Source organism: Mycobacterium sp. WUMAC-067 (genome assembly GCF_020217485.1).
Lineage (GTDB): Bacteria > Actinomycetota > Actinomycetes > Mycobacteriales > Mycobacteriaceae > Mycobacterium.
The window spans coordinates 254,535-273,955 of sequence record NZ_JAEKMI010000002.1 but is presented as its reverse complement, the minus strand read 5'-3'; the positions used below and the strand labels follow the sequence as shown (position 1 = coordinate 273,955).

Annotated in this window: 12 protein-coding genes; 3 read left to right on the top strand and 9 right to left on the bottom strand. The window is 68.4% G+C overall.

The window, feature by feature from the left end:
- The 5 genes from JF781_RS02595 to JF781_RS02575 all read right to left on the bottom strand — a co-directional run.
- On the bottom strand, window positions 1-1,391 hold a 1,391-nt coding region (locus tag JF781_RS02595), incomplete at its 3' end, for a dipeptidase (RefSeq protein ID WP_225326593.1).
- Entirely contained in the window at window positions 1,388-1,780 is a 393-nt protein-coding gene (locus JF781_RS02590) for a holo-ACP synthase (RefSeq protein ID WP_163706636.1), read from the bottom strand. The genes JF781_RS02595 and JF781_RS02590, both read right to left, overlap by 4 nt.
- Window positions 1,781-1,789: 9 nt before the next feature.
- Complete coding sequence (locus JF781_RS02585) at window positions 1,790-11,047, bottom strand: type I polyketide synthase (protein WP_225326594.1); 9,258 nt, start codon at window positions 11,045-11,047, stop codon at window positions 1,790-1,792.
- A 550-nt stretch (window positions 11,048-11,597) separates the two neighbouring features.
- Complete coding sequence (locus JF781_RS02580) at window positions 11,598-12,320, bottom strand: DUF1906 domain-containing protein (RefSeq protein ID WP_225326595.1); 723 nt, start codon at window positions 12,318-12,320, stop codon at window positions 11,598-11,600.
- 49 nt (window positions 12,321-12,369) lie between these two features.
- Window positions 12,370-12,810, bottom strand: a complete 441-nt coding sequence (locus tag JF781_RS02575) for a hypothetical protein (RefSeq protein WP_225326596.1) — start codon at window positions 12,808-12,810, stop codon at window positions 12,370-12,372.
- Window positions 12,811-12,896: 86 nt separating this feature from the next.
- On the opposite strand from JF781_RS02575, the gene JF781_RS02570 reads away from it, so the two are divergent.
- Window positions 12,897-13,742, top strand: coding sequence for a helix-turn-helix domain-containing protein (locus JF781_RS02570; protein WP_225326597.1), 846 nt, complete (start codon window positions 12,897-12,899; stop codon window positions 13,740-13,742).
- Window positions 13,743-13,817: 75 nt separating this feature from the next.
- Window positions 13,818-14,963: an aromatic ring-hydroxylating dioxygenase subunit alpha gene (locus JF781_RS02565; protein ID WP_225326598.1), complete on the top strand. Its 1,146-nt coding sequence runs from the start codon at window positions 13,818-13,820 to the stop codon at window positions 14,961-14,963.
- Here the strand turns inward: JF781_RS02565 and JF781_RS02560 are convergent.
- The gene (locus JF781_RS02560; RefSeq protein ID WP_225326599.1) at window positions 14,952-16,307 is read right to left on the bottom strand and encodes a lipocalin-like domain-containing protein; all 1,356 of its coding nucleotides are present in this window, start codon (window positions 16,305-16,307) and stop codon (window positions 14,952-14,954) included. The two genes, JF781_RS02565 and JF781_RS02560, sit on opposite strands and share 12 nt — an antisense overlap.
- Window positions 16,308-16,445: 138 nt before the next feature.
- Here JF781_RS02560 and JF781_RS02555 point away from each other — a divergent pair, with 138 nt between their 5' ends.
- Window positions 16,446-17,912: an aldehyde dehydrogenase gene (locus JF781_RS02555; protein WP_225326600.1), complete on the top strand. Its 1,467-nt coding sequence runs from the start codon at window positions 16,446-16,448 to the stop codon at window positions 17,910-17,912.
- On the opposite strand, the gene JF781_RS02550 is transcribed toward JF781_RS02555, so the two are convergent.
- The 3 genes from JF781_RS02550 to JF781_RS02540 are packed head-to-tail and all read right to left on the bottom strand — an operon-like array spanning window position 17,907 to window position 19,418.
- Entirely contained in the window at window positions 17,907-18,437 is a 531-nt protein-coding gene (locus tag JF781_RS02550) for a maleylpyruvate isomerase family mycothiol-dependent enzyme (RefSeq protein ID WP_225326601.1), read from the bottom strand. The genes JF781_RS02555 and JF781_RS02550 overlap by 6 nt on opposite strands.
- Window positions 18,430-18,891, bottom strand: coding sequence for a MaoC/PaaZ C-terminal domain-containing protein (locus tag JF781_RS02545; RefSeq protein ID WP_225326602.1), 462 nt, complete (start codon window positions 18,889-18,891; stop codon window positions 18,430-18,432). The genes JF781_RS02550 and JF781_RS02545 overlap by 8 nt, the downstream gene beginning before the upstream one ends.
- Window positions 18,888-19,418 (bottom strand): MaoC family dehydratase N-terminal domain-containing protein, encoded by a 531-nt coding sequence (locus tag JF781_RS02540; protein WP_225326603.1) that lies wholly within the window; start codon window positions 19,416-19,418, stop codon window positions 18,888-18,890. Before JF781_RS02540 ends, JF781_RS02545 begins: the two co-directional genes overlap by 4 nt.
- Window positions 19,419-19,421: the final 3 nt, after the last annotated feature.

The following is a 19,421-nucleotide window of genomic DNA, read 5'->3' as shown; positions in this document are numbered from 1 at the left end:
GCCAGGTTGGCCAGCAGCAGCGCCTCGCTGATGGCCGCACGTTCCAGCACGCCGAGGTGCAGGCTCTCGTTGATGCTGTGCGCCTGGGTCCCGGGGTCCTCCACGCCGGTGACGAGGATCTTCGCCTGCGGGAACGCGGCGGCGAACTCCGCGATGAACGGGATGGAGCCGCCCATGCCCATGTCGATGGGCTCGGCGTCCCACGCCTGGCGGAACGCTGACCGGGCCGCGTCGTAGACGTCCCCGCTGGCCTCGATGGCGTAGGGCTCGCCGATGTCGCCTCGGGTGACGCTGATCCGCGCGCCCCAGGGGGCGCGGCTTTGCAGGTGGGCGGTCAAGGCGTCGAGGTGCGCCGTGGCGTCGCCGCCGGGGGCCACCCGCATGCTGATCTTGGCCCGTGCCCGCGGGATCAGCGTGTTCGACGCCTTGTCGATGGGGGTGGTGTCGATGCCGATCACCGTGATCGCGGGCTTCGCCCACAGCCGCTGCGGCACGGAGCCCGAGCCGATCTCGGACACGCCGTCGAGCAGGCCGGAATCGGTGCGGACCCGCTCGGGCGGGTAGTCGGGGTAGTTCAGCGCGGCGATGTCGGTTTCGTGCAGGCCGGCCACGGCCACGTTGCCGTCGTCGTCGTGCAGGCTGGCCAGCAGGCGCACCAGAACGGTGAGCGCGTCGGGCGCCACCCCGCCCCACAGGCCGGAGTGCAGCCCGTGGTCGAGGGTGGCGACCTCGACCACGCAGTCGACCAATCCGCGCAGCGACACGGTCAGCGCCGGGGTGTCGGCGCTCCAGTTGTCCGAGTCGGCGATGACGATCACGTCGGCGGCCAGCGTGTCGCGGTGGGCGGCAAGCAATCGGGCGAGCGAGGGCGAGCCGGATTCCTCTTCGCCCTCGACGAACACGGTCACGCCGACCGGCGGCTTGCCGCCATGCGCCCGAAAGGCCGCCAAATGCGTTGCGATTCCGGCCTTGTCGTCGGCGCTGCCGCGGCCGTAGAGCCGCCCGTCACGCTCGGTGGGCTCGAACGGTGGCGACATCCACTGGCTGCGGTCACCCTCGGGCTGCACGTCGTGGTGGGCATACAGCAGCACGGTCGGCGCGCCCGGCGGCGCGGGATGGCGTCCGATGACCGCGGGCGCTCCCCCTTCGCTGACGATCTGCACGTCGCCGAAACCGGCCTGCGACAACAGATCTGCCACCGCCTGGGCGCTGCGGTGCACCTCGGAACGACGGGCGGGATCGGCCCACACCGATTCGATGCGCACCAGGTCTTCCAGGTCGCGCCGCACCGACGGCAGCACCTCGCGGACGCGCTCTTCTATTGCGCGAGCAGACGCGGAGTCGCATGAATACTCGCCTCCCCGTGCGATTCCGCGTCTGCTCGCGCTCAAGGAGTCTCCAGGATCGCCACCGCGGCGGCGGTGTCCGCCTCATGCGTCAGCGACACGTGAATGATCACGTCGGCCAGGTGTTTGGCGATGTCACCGCTCAACCGCACCCGGGGCCGCCCCCACATGTCGGTGACCACCTCGATGTCGCGGTGGATGTCCTCGGGCAGCACGGGCCGCTGCGCGAACCGAGAACCCGACCAAGCCTTGATCACCGCCTCCTTGGCGGCCCAGCGGGCCGCCAGGTGACGCGCCGCCGACGAACTCTTGTCCGAGGCATCGCGGCGCTCACCCGGGGTGAACGTCTCGGCGAAGACAGTCCCCGGCTGGTCGACCTGCTCGGCGAAATCAGGAATGGAGACGAGATCGATGCCTACTCCGACGATCGCCACGCACCGACCCTAGCCGACGTAAAGGTCGTCTTCGCCCAGGCGGGCGTCGGCGTTGAGCAACATCGCCGCTTCCTGACGCTTCTCCGGCTCGTCGTGGTTGAACCGTCGGTCGGCCGGCTTCTCGTACATCGGGCGCCCACCGGCGATCGCGGAAGCCAGCCGTCGCTGACCGGCCAGCATGCGCTGCGCGGCCCGCTCGCGGTAGCCATCCCGATCGGACGGGTCCAGCGCGGCGATGAACGCCTCCGGGTGCACCAGCGCGATCAGACCCGACACGTGCCCGAAGCCGAGGCTGGTCACCAGGCCGGCCTTGAGCGGGAACTTGCCGCGCAGGTCCAAAGGCTCACGCACCCAGACGAAGTGGCCGGCGGTGGCCAGCTCGTCGTCGACGCAATCCAGGCTGCGGTTGGGCGGGATGACGCCGTCGCGCAGCATCTGGCACAGGCCCATCAGCTGGAACGCTGCCGCGCCACCCTTGCTGTGACCGGTGAGCGTCTTCTGGCTCACCACGAACAGCGGGTTGCCCGGCGACCGGCCCATCGAGTCGGCCAGCCGCTCGTGCAGCTCGGTCTCGTTGGGGTCGTTGGCAAGAGTCGAGGTGTCGTGCTTGGACACGATCGCGATGTCGTCGGCTCCCACGCCCAGCTTGGCCAGCGAGCGGGCCAGCACCGAGTCCTTGCCGCCGCGACCGGCGCCGAGGCCTCCGAGCCCGGGGGCCGGGATCGAGGTGTGCACACCGTCGGCGAAGCTCTGCGCGTAGCCGACGACGGCCAGCACCGGCAATCCCATCTTGGCCGCCAGCGCACCGTTGGCCAGCAGGATGGTGCCACCGCCCTGGGCTTCCAGGAACCCGAGGCGGCGCCGGTCGTTGGCGCGCGAGAACTTCGAATCGCTGATGCCCTTGGCCCGCATCATCTCGGTGTCGGCGGTGGCCGCCATGTCACCGAAGCCGATGATGGCCTCCAGGGTCAGGTCGTCGAACCCGCCGGCGATCACGAATTCGGCCTTGCCGAGCCGGATCTTGTCCACGCCTTCCTCGACCGACACCGCAACCGTCGCGCAGGCCGCGACGGGGTGCACCATCGCGCCGTAACCACCCACGTAGGACTGCATGACGTGGGCCGCAACAACATTCGGCAGCACCTCCTGCAGGATGTCGTTCGGCTTGGCCCGGCCCAGCAGGTTGCCGTGATACATGGTCTGCATCGAGGTCATGCCGCCCATGCCGGTGCCCTGCGTGGAGGCCACCAGGCTCGGGTGCACCCAGCGCAGCAGCTCGGTCGGGGTGAAGCCCGAGGACAGGAACGCGTCCACGGTGGCGACGATGTTCCACAGCGCCACCCGGTCAATGGAATTGGCCATGTCCGGGGTGATGCCCCACACCGTCGGGTCGAACCCGGTGGGGATCTGCGCACCGACGGTCCGGGACAGCTTGGTCTTCCGCGGGACCCGGATCTCGGTGCCCGCCTTGCGGATCACCTCCCAGTCGCTGGAGTCCGGTACCGGTCGGGCCACGGTGTGTTCGGGGTCGAACTCGACGAACGCGCGCGCGTCGGCCTCGCTGGACACCACGAACGAGAAGTCCTTGTCGAGGAACACACTGACCAGAAGCGGTGAGGCGTGGTCGGGGTCGATCGCACCGTCATCCACGAATTCGCGGATACCGCACCGTTCGACGACGGCGTCGTGGTAACGCTCCACGATCTCCGATTCGGGAACCAGCTCACCGGATTCGGTGTCGTACCAACCGGGTTGGGGATCGTCCTCCCACTTGACCAGTCCGGTGGTCCAGGCCAACTCGAGCACACCGGCCGCCGACAGCTCGCCGGCCACCTCCATCTCGAAGCGGGTCCGCGACGAACCGTAGGGTCCGAGCTCCGCGCCGCCGACGATCACCACCAGGTCGTTCAGGTCGACGTCGAGGTCCGCCCATTCGGGTGCCGGCGCCGGGTCGAAGCCGCGCGGCGGGCACGGCAACGCGGCAATGCTGCCCTCGGCCTCGAGCTCCTCGGGGGCGTCGTCCTCACCCGAGGCGGACTGCTCGCGCGCCTTGGCTGCCAGCTCGGCCATGTCGAGGTTGGCCTCACCCAGCCCGCCGGTCAGGTCCGCCTTGATCGGCGCGCTGGCGGCCGCCACCTTCGACTCGATGTCGCAGAGGGCCAACAGCATTGCCGCCATCTCGTCGGTCGAGTACGTGGTGACACCGGCCTCCTCGACCGCGTCGACGATGGCGTCGTTGTGGCCCATCAGCCCGGTGCCGCGGGTCCAGCCGATCAGCGCGTGCGCCAGGCTGACCCTTGCCGCCCACGAGGATTCGGCGTGCCAACGGCTCACCAACGCGTCCAGCGCCGACTTGGCTTCGCCGTAGGCGCCGTCACCGCCGAACATTCCGCGGTTGGGTGAGCCGGGCAGCACGACGTGCAGCCGCGACGCGATGTCGCGCTCGGCGCCGATCTTCGACAGCCCGCCGATCAACCGCTGCACCGCCCACAGCAGGACCTTCATCTCCATCTCGGAGCGGGAGCCGGCCTCCGACAGATCGCCGACGACGCGCGGTGCGGCGAACGGGAACAGCAGCGTCGGGGTCTGTGCGTCCTTGATGTGAATCGACTGCGGCCCAAGGCTTTCGGTCTGCTCGGTGCCGACCCACTCGACCAGGGCGTCGATGTCGGAGTAGGACGCCATGTTGGCCGCGACCACCCACAGCGCCGCGCCGTAACGAGCGTGGTCGCGATACAGGCCCCGGTAGAACGCCAGCCGCTCGTCGTCGAGTTTCGACGTCGTGGCGATGACGGTCGCGCCGCCGTCGAGCAGACGCCCGACGACCGACGCCGCGATCGAGCCCTTGGAGGCGCCCGTCACCACGGCGACTTCGTTGGCGTAGGGGCCCGGATCCGGGTTCTCGGCGCCGGCCGCGATCCGGCCGAACAGCGACGCGTGGATCTGGCGGCCCGCGGAGAGGGCCTTGCCCTGCCACCAGGTGGCCTGGGTGGCCACGACATGGCCTGCGCCCTCGAACCTTTCGGACAGCTCCACCCATCGGGCGTCGATGTCGCCCTCGTCGGTCAGCCACAGCTTGACCAGGTCCTCGCGGGCGCTGGCCCACCGATCGTCGAACAGCACGGCCTTCTTCGGCTCGAACACCGGCGCCACCAGGCGTGGCCAGTCCGCGCCGAGTTCGGCCGTCACCAGGTCGATCAGCTCGGCATCGGTGGCCGCCGGCGACGCGCTGACCGGGTCGTCGAGGCCCAGCTGGTTCAGCACCAAGCGGGCGGCCGACGCCAGCACGCCGTTGCGGCCGGTGATCTGGTCGGTGAATTCGCCCAGCGCGGCCGCGTCGATGGTCGCACCGCCGCCACCGCCACCCGACGACGGCAGCGCCACCGCGATGCCGTGGCGCGCGGCGACGGAAGCGACCGCGGCATCGATGGCCTTGTCGACGGCGGCGGCGTCGGCCAATGCACCCTCATGGAGATGACCCATGGCACCGCCACGAACACTGGTGCCTTCGCGGGTTCCCAGCGCGACCTCGACCGTGACGTGCTTGGCCCAGCCCTCGCCCAGCTCCCAGGTCTTCTTGACCCGCTCGGCGATGGCGGCGGGCCGCTTGCCCGACGGCCCCAGCACCGTGCGCAGCTGGTCGTTGATCGCGTCGGAAAGCACTGGGCCGTAAGGCTTGTAGGTGCGCGCCAGCTTGGTCACCTGGGCGCGCAACCCGGCCAGGTCGGCTTCGGCGGCGCCGTCGATGGCGCCCAGGTTCAACTCCGAACCCAGGTCCACCAGAAGCTGGTTGCGCCGCGACGAGGCACCATCGGTGATGGATTCGATGGAATCCAGCTCCTCGATCTGGTCGATGCGCATCTTGGCCGACAGCGCGATCAACGCCAATGTCGCGTCGGCGGCGTCGAATCCGATGTCGTCGGGGCGTGGAGCACCCGACGGAGCGGCCGCCGGTGCGGGGGCGGCCGGGGCGGCCTCCACCTGCGAGGCGGATGCCTCCGACGCTTCGACCGCAACCTCTTCGGCCTCGGGCTCCGGCTCGGGATCGGTGTCGGTCGCGAACAGCACCGCCGCGTCGCGCTCGGCGTTGAGCACTTCGACTGTGCTGTGGGCATATTCGGGCAGCTTGAGGGTGTTGGTGGCCAGCCCCGCGACGGTCGGCGCGGACTTCACGCCGATCTCGACGAACCGCTCCACACCCAGACCGCCGGCGGCCTCCTCGGTGAACAGCAGGTCCTGGGTCTCGATCCAGCGCACCGGGCTGGCGAACTGCCAAGCCAGCAGCTCGATCAAGACGATGCGCGCCATCTCGATGCGGCGCTCGGCGAGCCAGGTGTCGTAGTCGGCGAGGATCGGGTCGAGCGGCTCGGCCGGCACCAGGTCGCGAATCTCCTGGATGAAGTCGCGGTCCAGGGTGAAGGGGCGGGGCACCAGGTTGGGGATGTAGCGCCCGATGATGACGTCGGGATCCTTGTCCCGCGGCATGACTCGGTCGAGCGAGCGCCGGAACTCCGCGACCCCCACCCGCAACACCCGCGAGTGGAACGGCACGTCGATGCCCGGCACCAGGATGAACGAGCGCTTGCCGCCGGTGATCTCGCGACGCCGCTCCACCTCGGCTTCCAGCGCCTCGAGGCCACGGACGGTGCCGGCGATCGCATACTGCGACCCGCGCAGGTTGAAGTTGACGATCTCGAGAAACTCGCCAGTCTTCGCCGCAATATCGGCGACGAATCCCGGGACCTCGTCATCCGGCAGGTCGATCTGCGACGGCCGAATCGCCGCCAGCCGGTAGTTGGACCGGCCCAGCTCGTCGCGGGGCACGATGTCGTGCATCTTCGATCCACGGTGAAACACCGTCTCCAGCAACGCTTCCAGCTCGTAGATGCCCGTCACGCAGGCCAGCGCGGTGTACTCGCCGACGGAGTGCCCGCAGGCGATCGCGTCTTCGACGAAGGCGCCCTGCTCACGCATCTCGGCAACCTGCGCCGCCGCCACGGTGGCCATCGCGACCTGGGTGAACTGCGTCAGGTAGAGCACGCCCTCGGGGTGGTTGTAGGGCACACCGCTGGCGATGATGCTGGTCGGGTTGTCGCGCACCACGTGCAGCACCGAGAAGCCCAGCGTGTCGCGGGTGAACTTGTCCGCCTTGTCCCACACCTTGCGGGCGGCCTTGGACCGGGCCCGGACGTCCATGCCCATGCCCTTGTGCTGAATGCCTTGGCCGGGGAACGCGTAGACGGTGTGCGGGGCGGCCAGCCGCGCAGTCGCCGACATCACCAGGTCCGATCCGATGCGGGCGGCGACTTCCAGAACCTCTGCGCCCTGGTCGATTCCGACGCGCTCGACGCGGAAGGAGACCTCGTCGCCCGGACGCACCATGCCCAGGAAGCGGGCGGTCCAGCCGATCAGCCGCGCCGGTGGGCGGGCCTGGCCGTCGGTGGCGGTCACCGCGTGCTGGGCGGCGGCCGACAGCCACATGCCGTGCACGATGGGCGATTCCAGGCCGGCCAGCAGGGCGGCGGCCCGGTCGGTGTGGATGGGGTTGTGGTCGCCGGACACCATCGCGAACGGGCGCATGTCGACCGGCGCGGTGATGGTGACGTCGCGGCGGCGCCGACGCGGTGTGTCGGTGGCGTTTTCCGACACCGCGCCGCCGGCGCGCACCGGGTCGGTCAGTTCGGCCGCGCCGGTGCGACCGAGGATCGCGAAGCGCTCGTCGAGGGTGGCGATCACCTCACCGTCGGCGCCTGCGATGGTGACCGACACGGGCACGACACGTCCCATGTCGGTGTCCGCGGCCGCCAAAGCCGTTGCGGTGATGGTCAATTGAGCCGGGGTCTTCGGCAGTGCGCCGACCATGTGCGCGGCGTGGTCGAGATGCACCAGGCTCAGCAGGCCCTCCACGACCGGAATGCCGGTGTCGGTGACCGCCGAACCGATTGCGGAGAAGACCGCGGGCCAGCACGGGCCGACGAGGGCGTCGGGCACGGTGGAGAGGCTGGGGGCCAACGGTTCCCCGAAGGTGGCCGTGACTCCGGTGTGGTCGGCGACGCGCTCGGGGTCCCAGTCCACCGTGACGGTGGCGGTTCCGTCGGTGACCGCCGGCATGAATTCGGGACCGTCGACGCCGGCCGCGATCGCCAGCACCGCACGCATGGCCGTGGCGGCATCGTCGGTGGAGACCACCGGCGTCGCACCGTCAACGGTGTTGGGGGGCAAGGTGAATGGGATCTCGATCCACACCCCCGACACCGGGACGCTGAGAACGACCCGGTCGTCGTCGACGGTGAGGCGCGCCCCGGTGGACGAGTGCGTGGCGCGGCGGCTTTCGGGTCCTTCAGAGTCTCCGTGCACCAGCCATTCGGAGGGGTCGGCGATCCGGTGGACCGGGTTGATCGCGGTGCGGCCGGCCCACTGCACGTCGGGGGCGTCCAGCACCACGGCCAGCGGTCCGGTCACGTCCGCGCGGCCGGTCCGGCGCGACGTGACGGCCGTCGGCTCCATTCCGGCAGCGAGCGCCTCGTCGACGGCCGCCTGCTCGAAGCGGTCCAGCAGTTCACCGACGGGTTCGTCCATTCGGGTGATCCCCGCGACGGCCGCGGTGCCCGGGATGATGCACACCTGGTCGGCGTCGTAGCGGGCGTCGTGGGCCTGCCACAGCGAATCACTGCGCCACCAGCGCCGCACATCCTTGTCGATGACCGGCACGAAGTTGACCGGCTTGCCCGGCGTCTTGCACAGGGTGACGAAGAACGGAACGTCGGCGGGGTGCAGTTGGACCGTCTCGGCGTCGGGGTAGCGGTCGAGCAGCAGATCGATCGCCGCCTCGGGGTTCTCCAGCAGACTCTCGTCGTTGTAGAGCGTCTCGATGGGGCCGAAATCCTGTGGGTGCAAACGCGCTTCGGCGCGCTGCAGCATCTGCTGGAATCGGTCGCGCCACGTGTCGGCCAGCCACGGGCTGCCCGGTGAGGCGGTGTCGGCGGTGGAGTCGCCGTCGCCGATGGCCAGCTCGACGTAGCGCCGCAGCCACTGCAGGTAGGTCATCTCGCCGGCGTCGCCGAAATACGGCTTGGCGGTGGTGGCCATCGCCGCGATGATCTCGTCGCGGCGTTCGGCGACGGCTTCGGCGTCACCGGCGACCTCGTCGAGCAGCCGTCCGCAGCGCGAGGCGCTGTTGTCGATCTCGTGAATGTCCGCGCCGAGCTGGCTGCGGCTGGACGCCATGCCGCCGGAGGCTTTCCCGGCGCCGATCCACTGGTCGGTGCCCTGGGTTTCCACCAGCATCCGCTTGACCGACGGCGAGGTGGTGGCCTCCTTGGCGGCCATCGCCGCGGTGCCGACCAGGATGCCGTCGATCGGCATCGGCGGGAAGCCGTAGGCCTGCGCCCAGCGCCCCGACAGGTAGTCGGCCGCCCGCTCGGGCGTGCCGATGCCGCCACCGACGCAGACGGTGATGTTGGAGCGCGACCGCAATTCCGAGTAGGTCGCCAACAGCAGGTCGTCGAGGTCTTCCCAGGAGTGGTGGCCGCCGGCGCGGCCGCCCTCGATGTGGGCGATCACCGGTTTGGTGGACACCTCGGTGGCGATGCGGATGACCGAGCGGATCTGCTCGACGGTGCCGGGCTTGAAGACGACGTGGCTGATGCCGACGTCGTTCAGCTCCTCGATCAGATCGACGGCCTCCTCCAGCTCGGGGATGCCGGCGCTGATGACCAGGCCGTCGATGGCCGCGCCGGACTGACGCGCCTTTTGCACCAGCCGCTTGCCGCCGACCTGCAGCTTCCACAGGTAGGGGTCCAGGAACAGCGCGTTGAACTGGTAGGTGCGACCGTCTTCGAGCAGCCCGGAGAGCTCCTCGACCCGGTCGGCGAAGATCTCCTCGGTGACCTGACCGCCACCGGCCAGCTCTGCCCAGTGCCCGGCGTTGGCGGCGGCGGCCACGATCTTTGCGTCGACCGTGGTCGGGGTCATGCCCGCGAGCAGGATCGGCGAGCGCCCGGTCAGGCGGGTGAACTTCGTCGAGAGCTTCACCCTGCCGTCGGGCAGGCGAACCAGCGTCGGGGCGTAGCTCGACCAGGCCCGCGCCACCTCGGGGACGGCGCCGACGGTAAAGAGGTTGCGCTGGCCGCCGCGGGTCGCGGCGGGCACGATGCCCACGCCCAGGCCGCGGATCACCGGCGCGGTCAGCCGGGTCAGGATGTCGCCGGGGCCGAGGTCGAGGATCCACCGGGCGCCGGCATCGTTGACGCGGGTGATCTCCTGCACCCAGTCGACCGGACGCACCAGAATCGATTCGGTCAGTTCCCGGGCCAGGTCTACGTCCAGGCCCACCTTCTCGGCCCAGTTGCCGACGATGTCGATGCCGTCGGCCAGCCGGGGCGTGTGGAAGCCCACCTCGACTTGCACCGGATCGAACACCGGCGAGAAGACGTCGCCGCCGCGCAGCTTGTTCTTCCGGTCGGCCTCTTCCTTCTCCGAGATCTGCTGGCAATAGAGCTCGAAGCGGGACAGCTGTTCCGGGGTGCCGGTGATGACGACCGAACGGCGGCCGTTGCGGATGGACAGCACGGGCGGCAGCACGGTCCGCACGTCCTGCGCGAACTCGTCGAGCAGCTGGCTGATGCGGTCGGGGTCTGCATTGGTGACCGACACCATCGGCGGCCGGTCGCCCAACACGGAGATTCCGCGCCGGCGGGCCACCAGCGTCCCGGCCGCGCCGATCAGCTGGGCCATCGCCAGCAGCTCGACGTCGCGAGCGCCCCCGCCCTTGAGCGCCTCGACGGCGAGCACGCCCTGGGAATGTCCGGCGACGGCCACCGGTGGCGTCGCGCTCAGATCCATGCCCTGCCGCGCCAGCGCGCGCACGGCGGCGATCTGGGTGAGCAGCACGCCAGGGATCGATACCGCGGCCGAGGTCAGGTGCTTGTTCGACGGGGTCGGGTCCTCAGCGGCCAGCGCGCGGACCCACGTCAGCGGCTCGAAGCCGATGGGACGCACCACGACCAGCTCTTTCGCCACCGGTTCGAGGAGCAGTTCCACCTCACCGACCAGCGCTGCGAGATCCGACTCGATGCCGGCAGACGACACCAGCTCTTCGAGGTTCTCCAGCCAGGCGCTGCCCTGGCCGCCGAACGCCACGGCGTAGGGCTCACCGGCCGTCAGGCGGTCGACGAGAGCATGGGTGTCCCCGGCGGGGCGCTTGCCCCCCTGCGGGCCGTGCCCGTCGTGGTCAGCGGACACCCGGTCATGCTCGTGGATCGTCACCTTCTGCGTCTCCCCTGGTATGCGTCTTTTCGTATCGGTTCGTGTGGGCGGTCACCACCAGAGGGTGGGCCTCGCCGGTGCTCCTCGATGCGGCGTGGTTCAGCGTCGAATCACAGCCGGGATACGGCTGCCGGTGCGTTGTCGGCGGACCGCCCGGATGGAGCTGAGCGGTGCGACGGACTTCATCGGCTGTACTAAGAGTGTCATAAGATTCGACCCCCGTTTTGCGTGGTGATCGGTTACTGGCGAGTTCTACGCATGGGTAACCGTGTTGTGGGTAACACGTGGTTTGACCGGCGGCCCGCATGCGATTCGCAAACCCGCTGCATGCAGGTGGTTACGGTCGAGTAGCTATAACTGCGCAGATCAAAGCAGTTTTGTTATCGAATCGTTACATAAAAATTTTGAGCCGCGGAGCGCCGTTCACGCGGCGCTGACGGCGTCGTCCGCCGGGCGCGCGCGACCGCCCCGCCCGGAAATGAGCGAACGAGTGTTTGCTGGGGTTTCTAAGAGTCCGAGTCCCGGTCGGAACGGACGGCGATGTGGGCCGCTAGGCCCACTGCCCGAATTCGGGTTTGAGGATTTCGTTGATGTCCACGCCGACCCCGCCGACGCTGCGTTTGTCGATTTCAACTTGGTGCAAGTTGGCGGCGGGATGGGCGTACCCCTTGGGGGAACCCCAGTTGTGCTGCCAGAAGTAGGAGCCCAAACCGTCGTGCAATGCCCAGTCGATGGTCTTCGAGTTGGCGTACACGCCTGTGCGCTGATGACCGATCACCGACTCCCACGACCGCAGGTACGGCGCTACCTGGCTTTTGTACTGCTCATAGGAGGGGTCGTCGTCGATCGAGGCATAGATGGGCGCGCTGGCGGGCCCGCCGGCCGCGGCGTGCAGTTGCATCCCGCGCTGCGCGTGCTGCAGGCCGGCATTGGCGCCGCCCAGCCAGTCCGCGGTGTTGCCCTTGCCGTACTGGTAGCAGGAGACGATCTTGAGGCCGTTGCTGTGGAGGTCGCGCGCTTCGGCGACCTGGATCGGCTTGCCGAGCATCCACTTGCCGCCGGGCCGGCGGTCCGAGACGTACCGGATCGATCCCACGGCGCCCGCAGCCCGGATCTGGCTGGCCGGAATGACGCCGGCCGCGTAATCCAGCAGGGTGCCCAGCGACGCCGAGGCCGGCGCGGCGCGCAACGACGCACCCGCGACGCCCAGACCCACCAGGGCCGGCGCCGCGGCCGCGTATTTGAACAGGTCGCGGCGCGAAACTGATGACACAAGCCACAGGGTACGACAGAGACCTCAAGTGACACATTGATCACACTGGTCACATGTGTGTTGCAGTGCCGTATCGGCGCTGCAGCGCGCCCGCTGCGCCCAAAATCGCGTACGGGCCGGTCACCGCCATGAGGCTCAGCAGCGAGCGAACCTTGGGATCGCCGCGCTTGAGGCGTCTCAGCTCCATCAGGGCGTTGACGTTGTCCAGCGTGTCGACCATCAGGCCGATGTATTGCCAGCGCCGACGGTTGGGTTCGTCGCTGCTGAGATAACCGACGCCCAGGGCCAGTGCGCGGGCCCCGAATATGCGGATCAGGTACTTGAGCTCCGTGGACAGCAGGTGATCCGGCACGCCGTTCATGCGCGTCTGGGATGCGGGGTAGGCGAACGCGGTGGCGCCCAGCAGGATCCGACCGACGGCGGCCGCGGCGAATGCGCGGCGCAGAACCGTCGGCTGCGGCGGCAACGTTGGTGTCGGTGATGTGGTCATGCATGCAGTCTTCGCCGCCCAGGTAACTACGTCGATTACCTTCGAGGTAGTGGTTTAGGCCCACCTACGGCGTTAGGTTTTTCAAGATGGCTGGGGGCATAGCGGGTACCGCGGTGCGGGAGTGGCGCACTCGTCGGCGATTGAGTCAGATGGAACTCGCGCATCAGGTCGGCGTCTCGCCCCGCCACCTCAGTTTCGTCGAGACCGGCAGGGCCAATCCCAGCCGTGCCTTGTTGCTGCGCGTCGGCGAGTCCCTGGATCTTCCGCTGGCTGCGCGCAACCGACTGCTGCTCGACGGCGGCTACGCACCGGTGTTCGGCGAGCACACCTTGGATGCCGAACGAATGAGGCCGGTGAAGGCGGCCGTCGACTCGGTATTGGCCGGCCACGCCCCGTACCCGGCCATCGTCACCGATGCCTGCTGGAACCTGATCGCGGGGAACGTGGGTTGCGTCGTGCTCGCCGAAGGGGTTGACCCCGAGCTCCTGCGCCCACCGATCAACGTCATGAAGTTGTGCCTGCACCCGCTGGGGTTGGCGCAGCGCTTGCTCAACCGTGCCGAGGTGCACGCGGCCATCCTGGGCCGGGTTCGCCGGCACGCGCGGGCCACCGCGGCGCCCGACATCCGCCGGCTTTACGAGGAACTTTCGAGTTATCCGGCGCCGGAGGGAGCCGACCGCGGCGAGCGGACCGGCGAGCTGTACGTGCCGTTTCGGATGCTTACGCTCGACGACACCGAACTCCGGTTCATCAGCACCATCGCAACGTTCGGCAGCCCGCTCGACATCTCGGTGGAGAGCCTCATCATCGAGTCGTTCTTTCCCGCGGACCCGGCCACCGCCGACTACCTGCGCGGTCTCGACAGCGATCGGCGCCTGCGAGCGATCGCGCAGCAGCACCCGCAGGTGCTTCCCTACATCGGCTCGCGCTAGCGCGTGGACCTTAATTTATTATCACTATAAAGTTAGTAGAGTTAACGCGAGCGCTCGACTGCAACCGGAGTTCAGATGGAACGCGACCAGCTCATCGACCTGACCCGCCGTGCCTTGAAGTTGGCGCGCGACAAGACAACCGACCTCGCGCCGAGCGAGCATCGGGTCGACGCGCGGGACTACACCAGCCCCGAGCGCCACCGCCTCGACCGGGCCATGCTGCTGGCCAGCCCGCAGTTGGTCGGCTACGTGTCCGAACTTCCCGCCCCCGGGGCGTATTGCACCAAGACGGTGATGGGGCGGTCCATCCTGTTGACCAGAACCTCCGATGGATCGGTGAAGGCGTTCGACAACGTCTGCCTGCATCGGCAGTCGCAGGTGGTCACGGGATGCGGCACCGCCAAGCGGTTCACCTGTCCCTACCACGCGTGGACATACGACAACACCGGGCGGCTGGTGGGGGTGCCGGGGCGTGAGGGTTTCCCGGACGCGGCGCTGCGCTCCGACGGTCTGGCCGAGCTTCCGGCCACCGAATTCGCCGGATTCCTTTGGGTCTCACTGGATCCCGGTACGAAGCTGGACGTGGCCGCGCACCTGGGGCCGCTCGCCGACGAGCTCGACTCCTGGGGTATCGGGCGCTGGTCGCCGTTGGGCGAGAAGGTTCTCGACACTGCGATCAATTGGAAACTGGCGATCGACACGTTCGCCGAGAACTACCATTTCGCGACCGTCCATCGGCAAACCTTCGCCACCATCGCACGCAGCAACTGCACGGTGTTCGACTCCTTCGGCCCGCATCATCGGCTGATCTTCCCGCTCAACACCATCCTGGAACTCGACGACATGCCCGAGGAGCAGTGGAATCCGTTCCACAACATGGTCGTGATCTACGCGCTGTTCCCCAACATCGTGCTGTCGGTAACCATCGCCAACGGCGAACTGTTCCGCGTCTACCCGGGTGTTCAGCCCGGCAGGTCGATCACCGTCCACCAGAACGCCACACCGCAAGACCTGTCCGACGAATCGGTGGCCGCCGGCGCTCAAGCCGTCTTCGAATACGCACACGCCACCGTGCGCGACGAGGACTACCGGTTGGTGGAGGGGCTACAGGCCAACCTCGAGTCGGGGGCCCGCGACCACCTGGTGTTCGGTCGCAACGAGCCGGGATTGCAGCACCGCCACATCACGTGGGCCGAGGCGCTGGCGGGCTCAGCTCGCTGACTCGTCCGCCGACAGCACCGCCACCAGGTCGTCCAATAGCGTTGCCAGCACGCCGGTTTGGGCGGGTCGCGCCGCGCTGAGCAGTTCGATCGCCTCGCGCCGACGCCCGGCGGCCACCAACGGCACCAGCTGATCCACGGTGGTCTGCAGGTCGGGATCGGACGGTCCGGTATTGGTAATGGTGGTGGTGAGCACCTCGACCAGCTCCCAATCCCGATACAGCGCGAGCGATCGTTCGTTGAAGGCGAACGCGGTCACCGGCTGGCCGCCCAGCGTCCCGCGGTAACGGTAGGGCCCTTCCATGTATTCGATCGGCAGGCCGTGCGCGGGTGCGGCCACAACCGGCTCGCCGACGATGTCGAGTCCCAGTGTGGGACAGGTGATCCGGTGGCGGTCGGGCATATACCGGGCCGGGGCGAGCGGACGCACCAGGGGCCGCACCGTCTCCGGCCACCGGACGTAGCTGCTGATCGTGACCTCGACGTCTTCGGCGCATTGCGGCGATGTGGCGGGATCGGGGTAGCTCGCGGTGACACCGGTGAACGGCTGCAGGGCATTGTCGTTCATGCGGTCGAACTGTCGCCAGATGCTCAAGTCGACGCCGTTGTCGAAGTTGATGGTGCGCCATTCGTGCGACCTGGCCCTCGGATCCCCAGCGGTTCCCCCGCCGCCGGCGTATTTCGGGAACCATTGCCGATCGACATGGCCGCTGCTGCCGGAGACCTGGTGGACCTCCTCGCCCCAGCGCAGGGTGCCGGTCATCGCCATACCGGTCTGGAAGTACGAGTAGGTGTCGTCCTGGCCGAAGCAGACGATCTTGCCGTTGTAGGTCGAGGCGCCCACCGGAGTCGGTGCGCGCGTGGGGGTTACGGCCAGGTCCAGCCGCATGCGCCGGCCGGAATGATCCTCCCCCACCAGGCTGACGCGGTAGGTGTAGGGCAGCAGACCCCCGTCGCCGTTGCGGCAGGTGATCCAGGACGCGGTGCCGGCACCGCTGGCATAGCTGATGTCGAGGTAGCCGGTGGCGAGCTCCAGCTTGCGCGAGGCGCCCGGTTCGAGGTTGGTCGGCGGCATGTCGTAATCCGTGTAGGTGCCGTAATCGCCGGTATCGAGGTCGAAGAGCGCCATAGTGTAGAAGTCGGCGACGATCGTTCCGCCGGGCCGGTTCTTGTTGAAGATGGTCAGGAAGGCAAATGACCGGTCGGTCTCGGCGGCGTCGAGTTGGCCCGCGATGAACCAGGTGTCCGACTCCTGGTCGGGGTGTTCACCTTCGGCGGCGGGGAACTCGAGCTGGCCGTCCCCGGGAACCAACTGGAATGGATAACTGCGCCAGTCGCTCTTCATATCGCGCCTCGCCTCGACATCGTTGCTGATGATCCACCCGCGGCTGCTACTCGTTCTATTTTGGCTATGTTAGCGTCAATAGCGAATCACGGTCACGGTCTCGTCCCGTACCCACCGCTGCCTCGAGGAGGCGCCCCGATGACGAAGAATGCCGACCATCGTTGTTATGACGAAGTGTTCATCGGAGGGCAGTGGCGCAAGCCCGCCGATCCGCATCAGCTCGATGTGATCTCGCCGCACTCCGAAGAGCCGGTCGGCCATGTCCAGGCGGCCGGGCCGGAGGACGTCGACGCCGCGGTCGTCGCCGCGCGGCGCGCCTTCGATCACGGACCGTGGCCGCAGATGAGTCATGCCGATCGGATGGCCAAAGTCGAACAGCTCGCCGCGATCTACGCCGGCCACAGCGACGAGATGGCCGACCTGATCACCGACGAGATGGGCTCGCCGCGCAGTTTCAGCCGGATGGGCCAGGGCGCGGCCGCCGCAACGCTGATCCACCTCGCGCTGGCCGCCGCCCGCGACTTTCCATGGACCGAACGCCGCCAGGGGGTGCTGGGCGAAGTGCACTTGCGCCGGGCCCCCGTCGGGGTGGTCGGGGCGATCGTGCCGTGGAACGTGCCGCAGTTCTTGATCATGCCCAAGCTGATCCCCGCCCTGATCGCGGGCTGCACCGTGATCGTCAAGCCCGCACCCGAAACGCCTTTGGACGCTTTGTGGTTGGCCGAGATGATCGAGCAGCTCGACCTGCCCGAAGGCGTGGTCTCCGTCCTGCCCGGCGGCACCGACGTGGGCGAGGCCCTCGTGCGCCACCCGGGCGTGGACAAGATCGCGTTCACCGGCTCCAGCGCCGTCGGGCGCCGGATCGCCGCCCTGTGCGGGGAACAGCTGAAGCGCGTGAGCCTGGAGCTGGGCGGCAAGTCGGCGGCGATCATTCTCGACGACGCCGACATCGACAAGACCGTGGCCGGATTGAAGAGCGCCGGCCTGATGAACAACGGTCAGGCGTGCGTCGCCCAGACCCGCATCCTGGTCAGCGACCGGAAGCACGACGAGGTCGTCGACGCGCTGGCCGGCATGATGTCAGCGCTCAATGTCGGCGACCCGGCCGACGAGGCAACGGACATCGGACCGCTTGTCGCCCAACGACAACAGCGCCGCGTCCAGGACTACATCCAGTCCGGCCGCAGCGAAGGCGCCCGCCTCGTCCTGGGTGGCGAACAGAGTCCGTCCGAGCGCGGCTGGTACGTGCAGCCGACGCTGTTCGCCGACGCCACCAACGACATGCGCATCGCCCGGGAGGAGATTTTCGGGCCGGTGCTGACGGTGCTGCGCTACCGCGACGAGGATGACGCGATCCGCATCGCCAACGAGACCGACTACGGTCTGGCCGGTTCGGTGTGGACATCCGACATCGGGCACGGCCTCGACGTCGCGGCCGCCGTCCGCACCGGGACCTACGGCATCAACATGTACACGCTCGACATCGGCGCGCCGTTCGGCGGATTCAAGCAATCCGGCATCGGGCGCGAGTTCGGCCCCGAGGGCCTGCACGAGTACGTCGAGCTGCAGACGCTGGTATGCAAAGGACAGCTGCCGCCCCTATGAGGTCTCCGGCCGCCAGCAGGGATCGCGGCCAAGGCGCGCCAGAAGCCTTGCCTGCGCGTCGGTCTCGTCGCGCAGCGTAATCGGTGCACCGAACATTCCGGACGTGCCCAAGTCCAGGGGATCCGTCGGTAGGCGGGCGCAAAACATCTCACACCACTCGGGGTCCAGTCTGGCGTCGGCCCCCACCGCACGCGCGAGGTCCCAGGTATGCACCAGGACATCGCGGGTCAGATTCGGGATCAGCGGGTAGGCATCGAGCCGTGTTGCCACGCCTGAGGTAAAAGCCTCCGTCAGCGAGTGGTAGGTCAGTTGCCACCGCCGCTGCGGATCTTCGTGCGGGCGTTCGGGTTTGAGTCCCAGCGGCCGCAAAAGAAGTACATCGTGAAAGCCGATGACGTGCTCGAGCACTCCTCGGGCATCCCAGGCATCGCAGGGGGTTTGACGGTCCCAATTGCCATTCGCCGAGGCGACCGCCGCACCGAACCGCCGACACACCGCCAAATGCAACTCGACCGCGTCATCCATCGCCGTGGGGTGGGGATACGGGCATCTGCAAGGTCAGCTCGACCGGGCAGCACAGCGCGCCGTGCTGATTGGTCACCTGGATCTCGACGTCGACCAGGCAGCGTGGCGGGTCCACCGAGGTGTCCCGCCGTTTGGCCACGGCCCGGCCGCGGCCCGTCATCGTGTCACCGGCGTACACCGACCCGGTCAGCCGCATGGAGCGACGCACCACCCGGCTGCGCGGTCCCGCCCACTCGGTCGCGACGCGGTCGGCGAAACCGGCGAGGTGCATCGTGTTGACGTAGATCGTCGGATTGCCCTGGGCCTGGGCGTAATCCGGATCGAAATGGCCGGGAAAGTAGTCCCACGTAGCCCCGGCGTTCTCCACCACGCGCTGGTAGCTGATGTGGTCAACCACTTCGGGCAGCTCGACCGGAACGGTGATCCGGTTCCAGTCCAGGCCGTCGGCGGTCACGAGGACGGTCCGGGGGTGAAGCGGAACAGGGTGTTGCGGGAGGTGGCGACCACGGTGCCGTCCTGGCGGCGGTAGGTCTCCAGCGTCTCGACGAAATGACCGACGCCCAGCCTGGTCCGCTTTTCCGGCGACACCGATACCAGCTCGTCGACGACGGTCAGCACGTCGCCTTCGACGATGGGGTGGGGAAACTCAACGTCGTTGGCCGCGTTGATGAATGTGGTGCCCGGCAGCGGCACCCGCAAAGCGATCAATGAACCGGACCCTCTCCCTCCGGGCTGCCAGGGCGGCGCGATCAACCATCCCATCAGCAGAGCGGGCGGCGCGAGCAGCCCTCCCCACTGCTGACGAGCGAACTCGGAATCCCAATAGGACCGATTGCCGTCGCGGACCATCGCGGCGAACAATTGGATGCGCGCGGCGCTGACCGCCGTGGCCGCGGTGCGGGGTTCGCTTTTCGCGCCGACCATCCGCAGCGCATCTTCATAGGTGCCGAAGGCCAGCCGCTGGCTGAAATCCTGATCCACGTA

What these genes read in the sequence shown, in the direction of transcription:
- JF781_RS02565 (WP_225326598.1), top strand. Translation starts at nt 13,818, where the DNA reads ATGGAACGCGACCAGCTCATCGACCTGACCCGCCGTGCCTTGAAGTTG.
- JF781_RS02550 (WP_225326601.1), bottom strand. Translation starts at nt 18,437, where the DNA reads ATGGATGACGCGGTCGAGTTGCATTTGGCGGTGTGTCGGCGGTTCGGT.
- JF781_RS02570 (WP_225326597.1), top strand. Translation starts at nt 12,897, where the DNA reads ATGGCTGGGGGCATAGCGGGTACCGCGGTGCGGGAGTGGCGCACTCGT.
- JF781_RS02560 (WP_225326599.1), bottom strand. Translation starts at nt 16,307, where the DNA reads ATGAAGAGCGACTGGCGCAGTTATCCATTCCAGTTGGTTCCCGGGGAC.
- JF781_RS02555 (WP_225326600.1), top strand. Translation starts at nt 16,446, where the DNA reads ATGACGAAGAATGCCGACCATCGTTGTTATGACGAAGTGTTCATCGGA.
- JF781_RS02575 (WP_225326596.1), bottom strand. Translation starts at nt 12,810, where the DNA reads ATGACCACATCACCGACACCAACGTTGCCGCCGCAGCCGACGGTTCTG.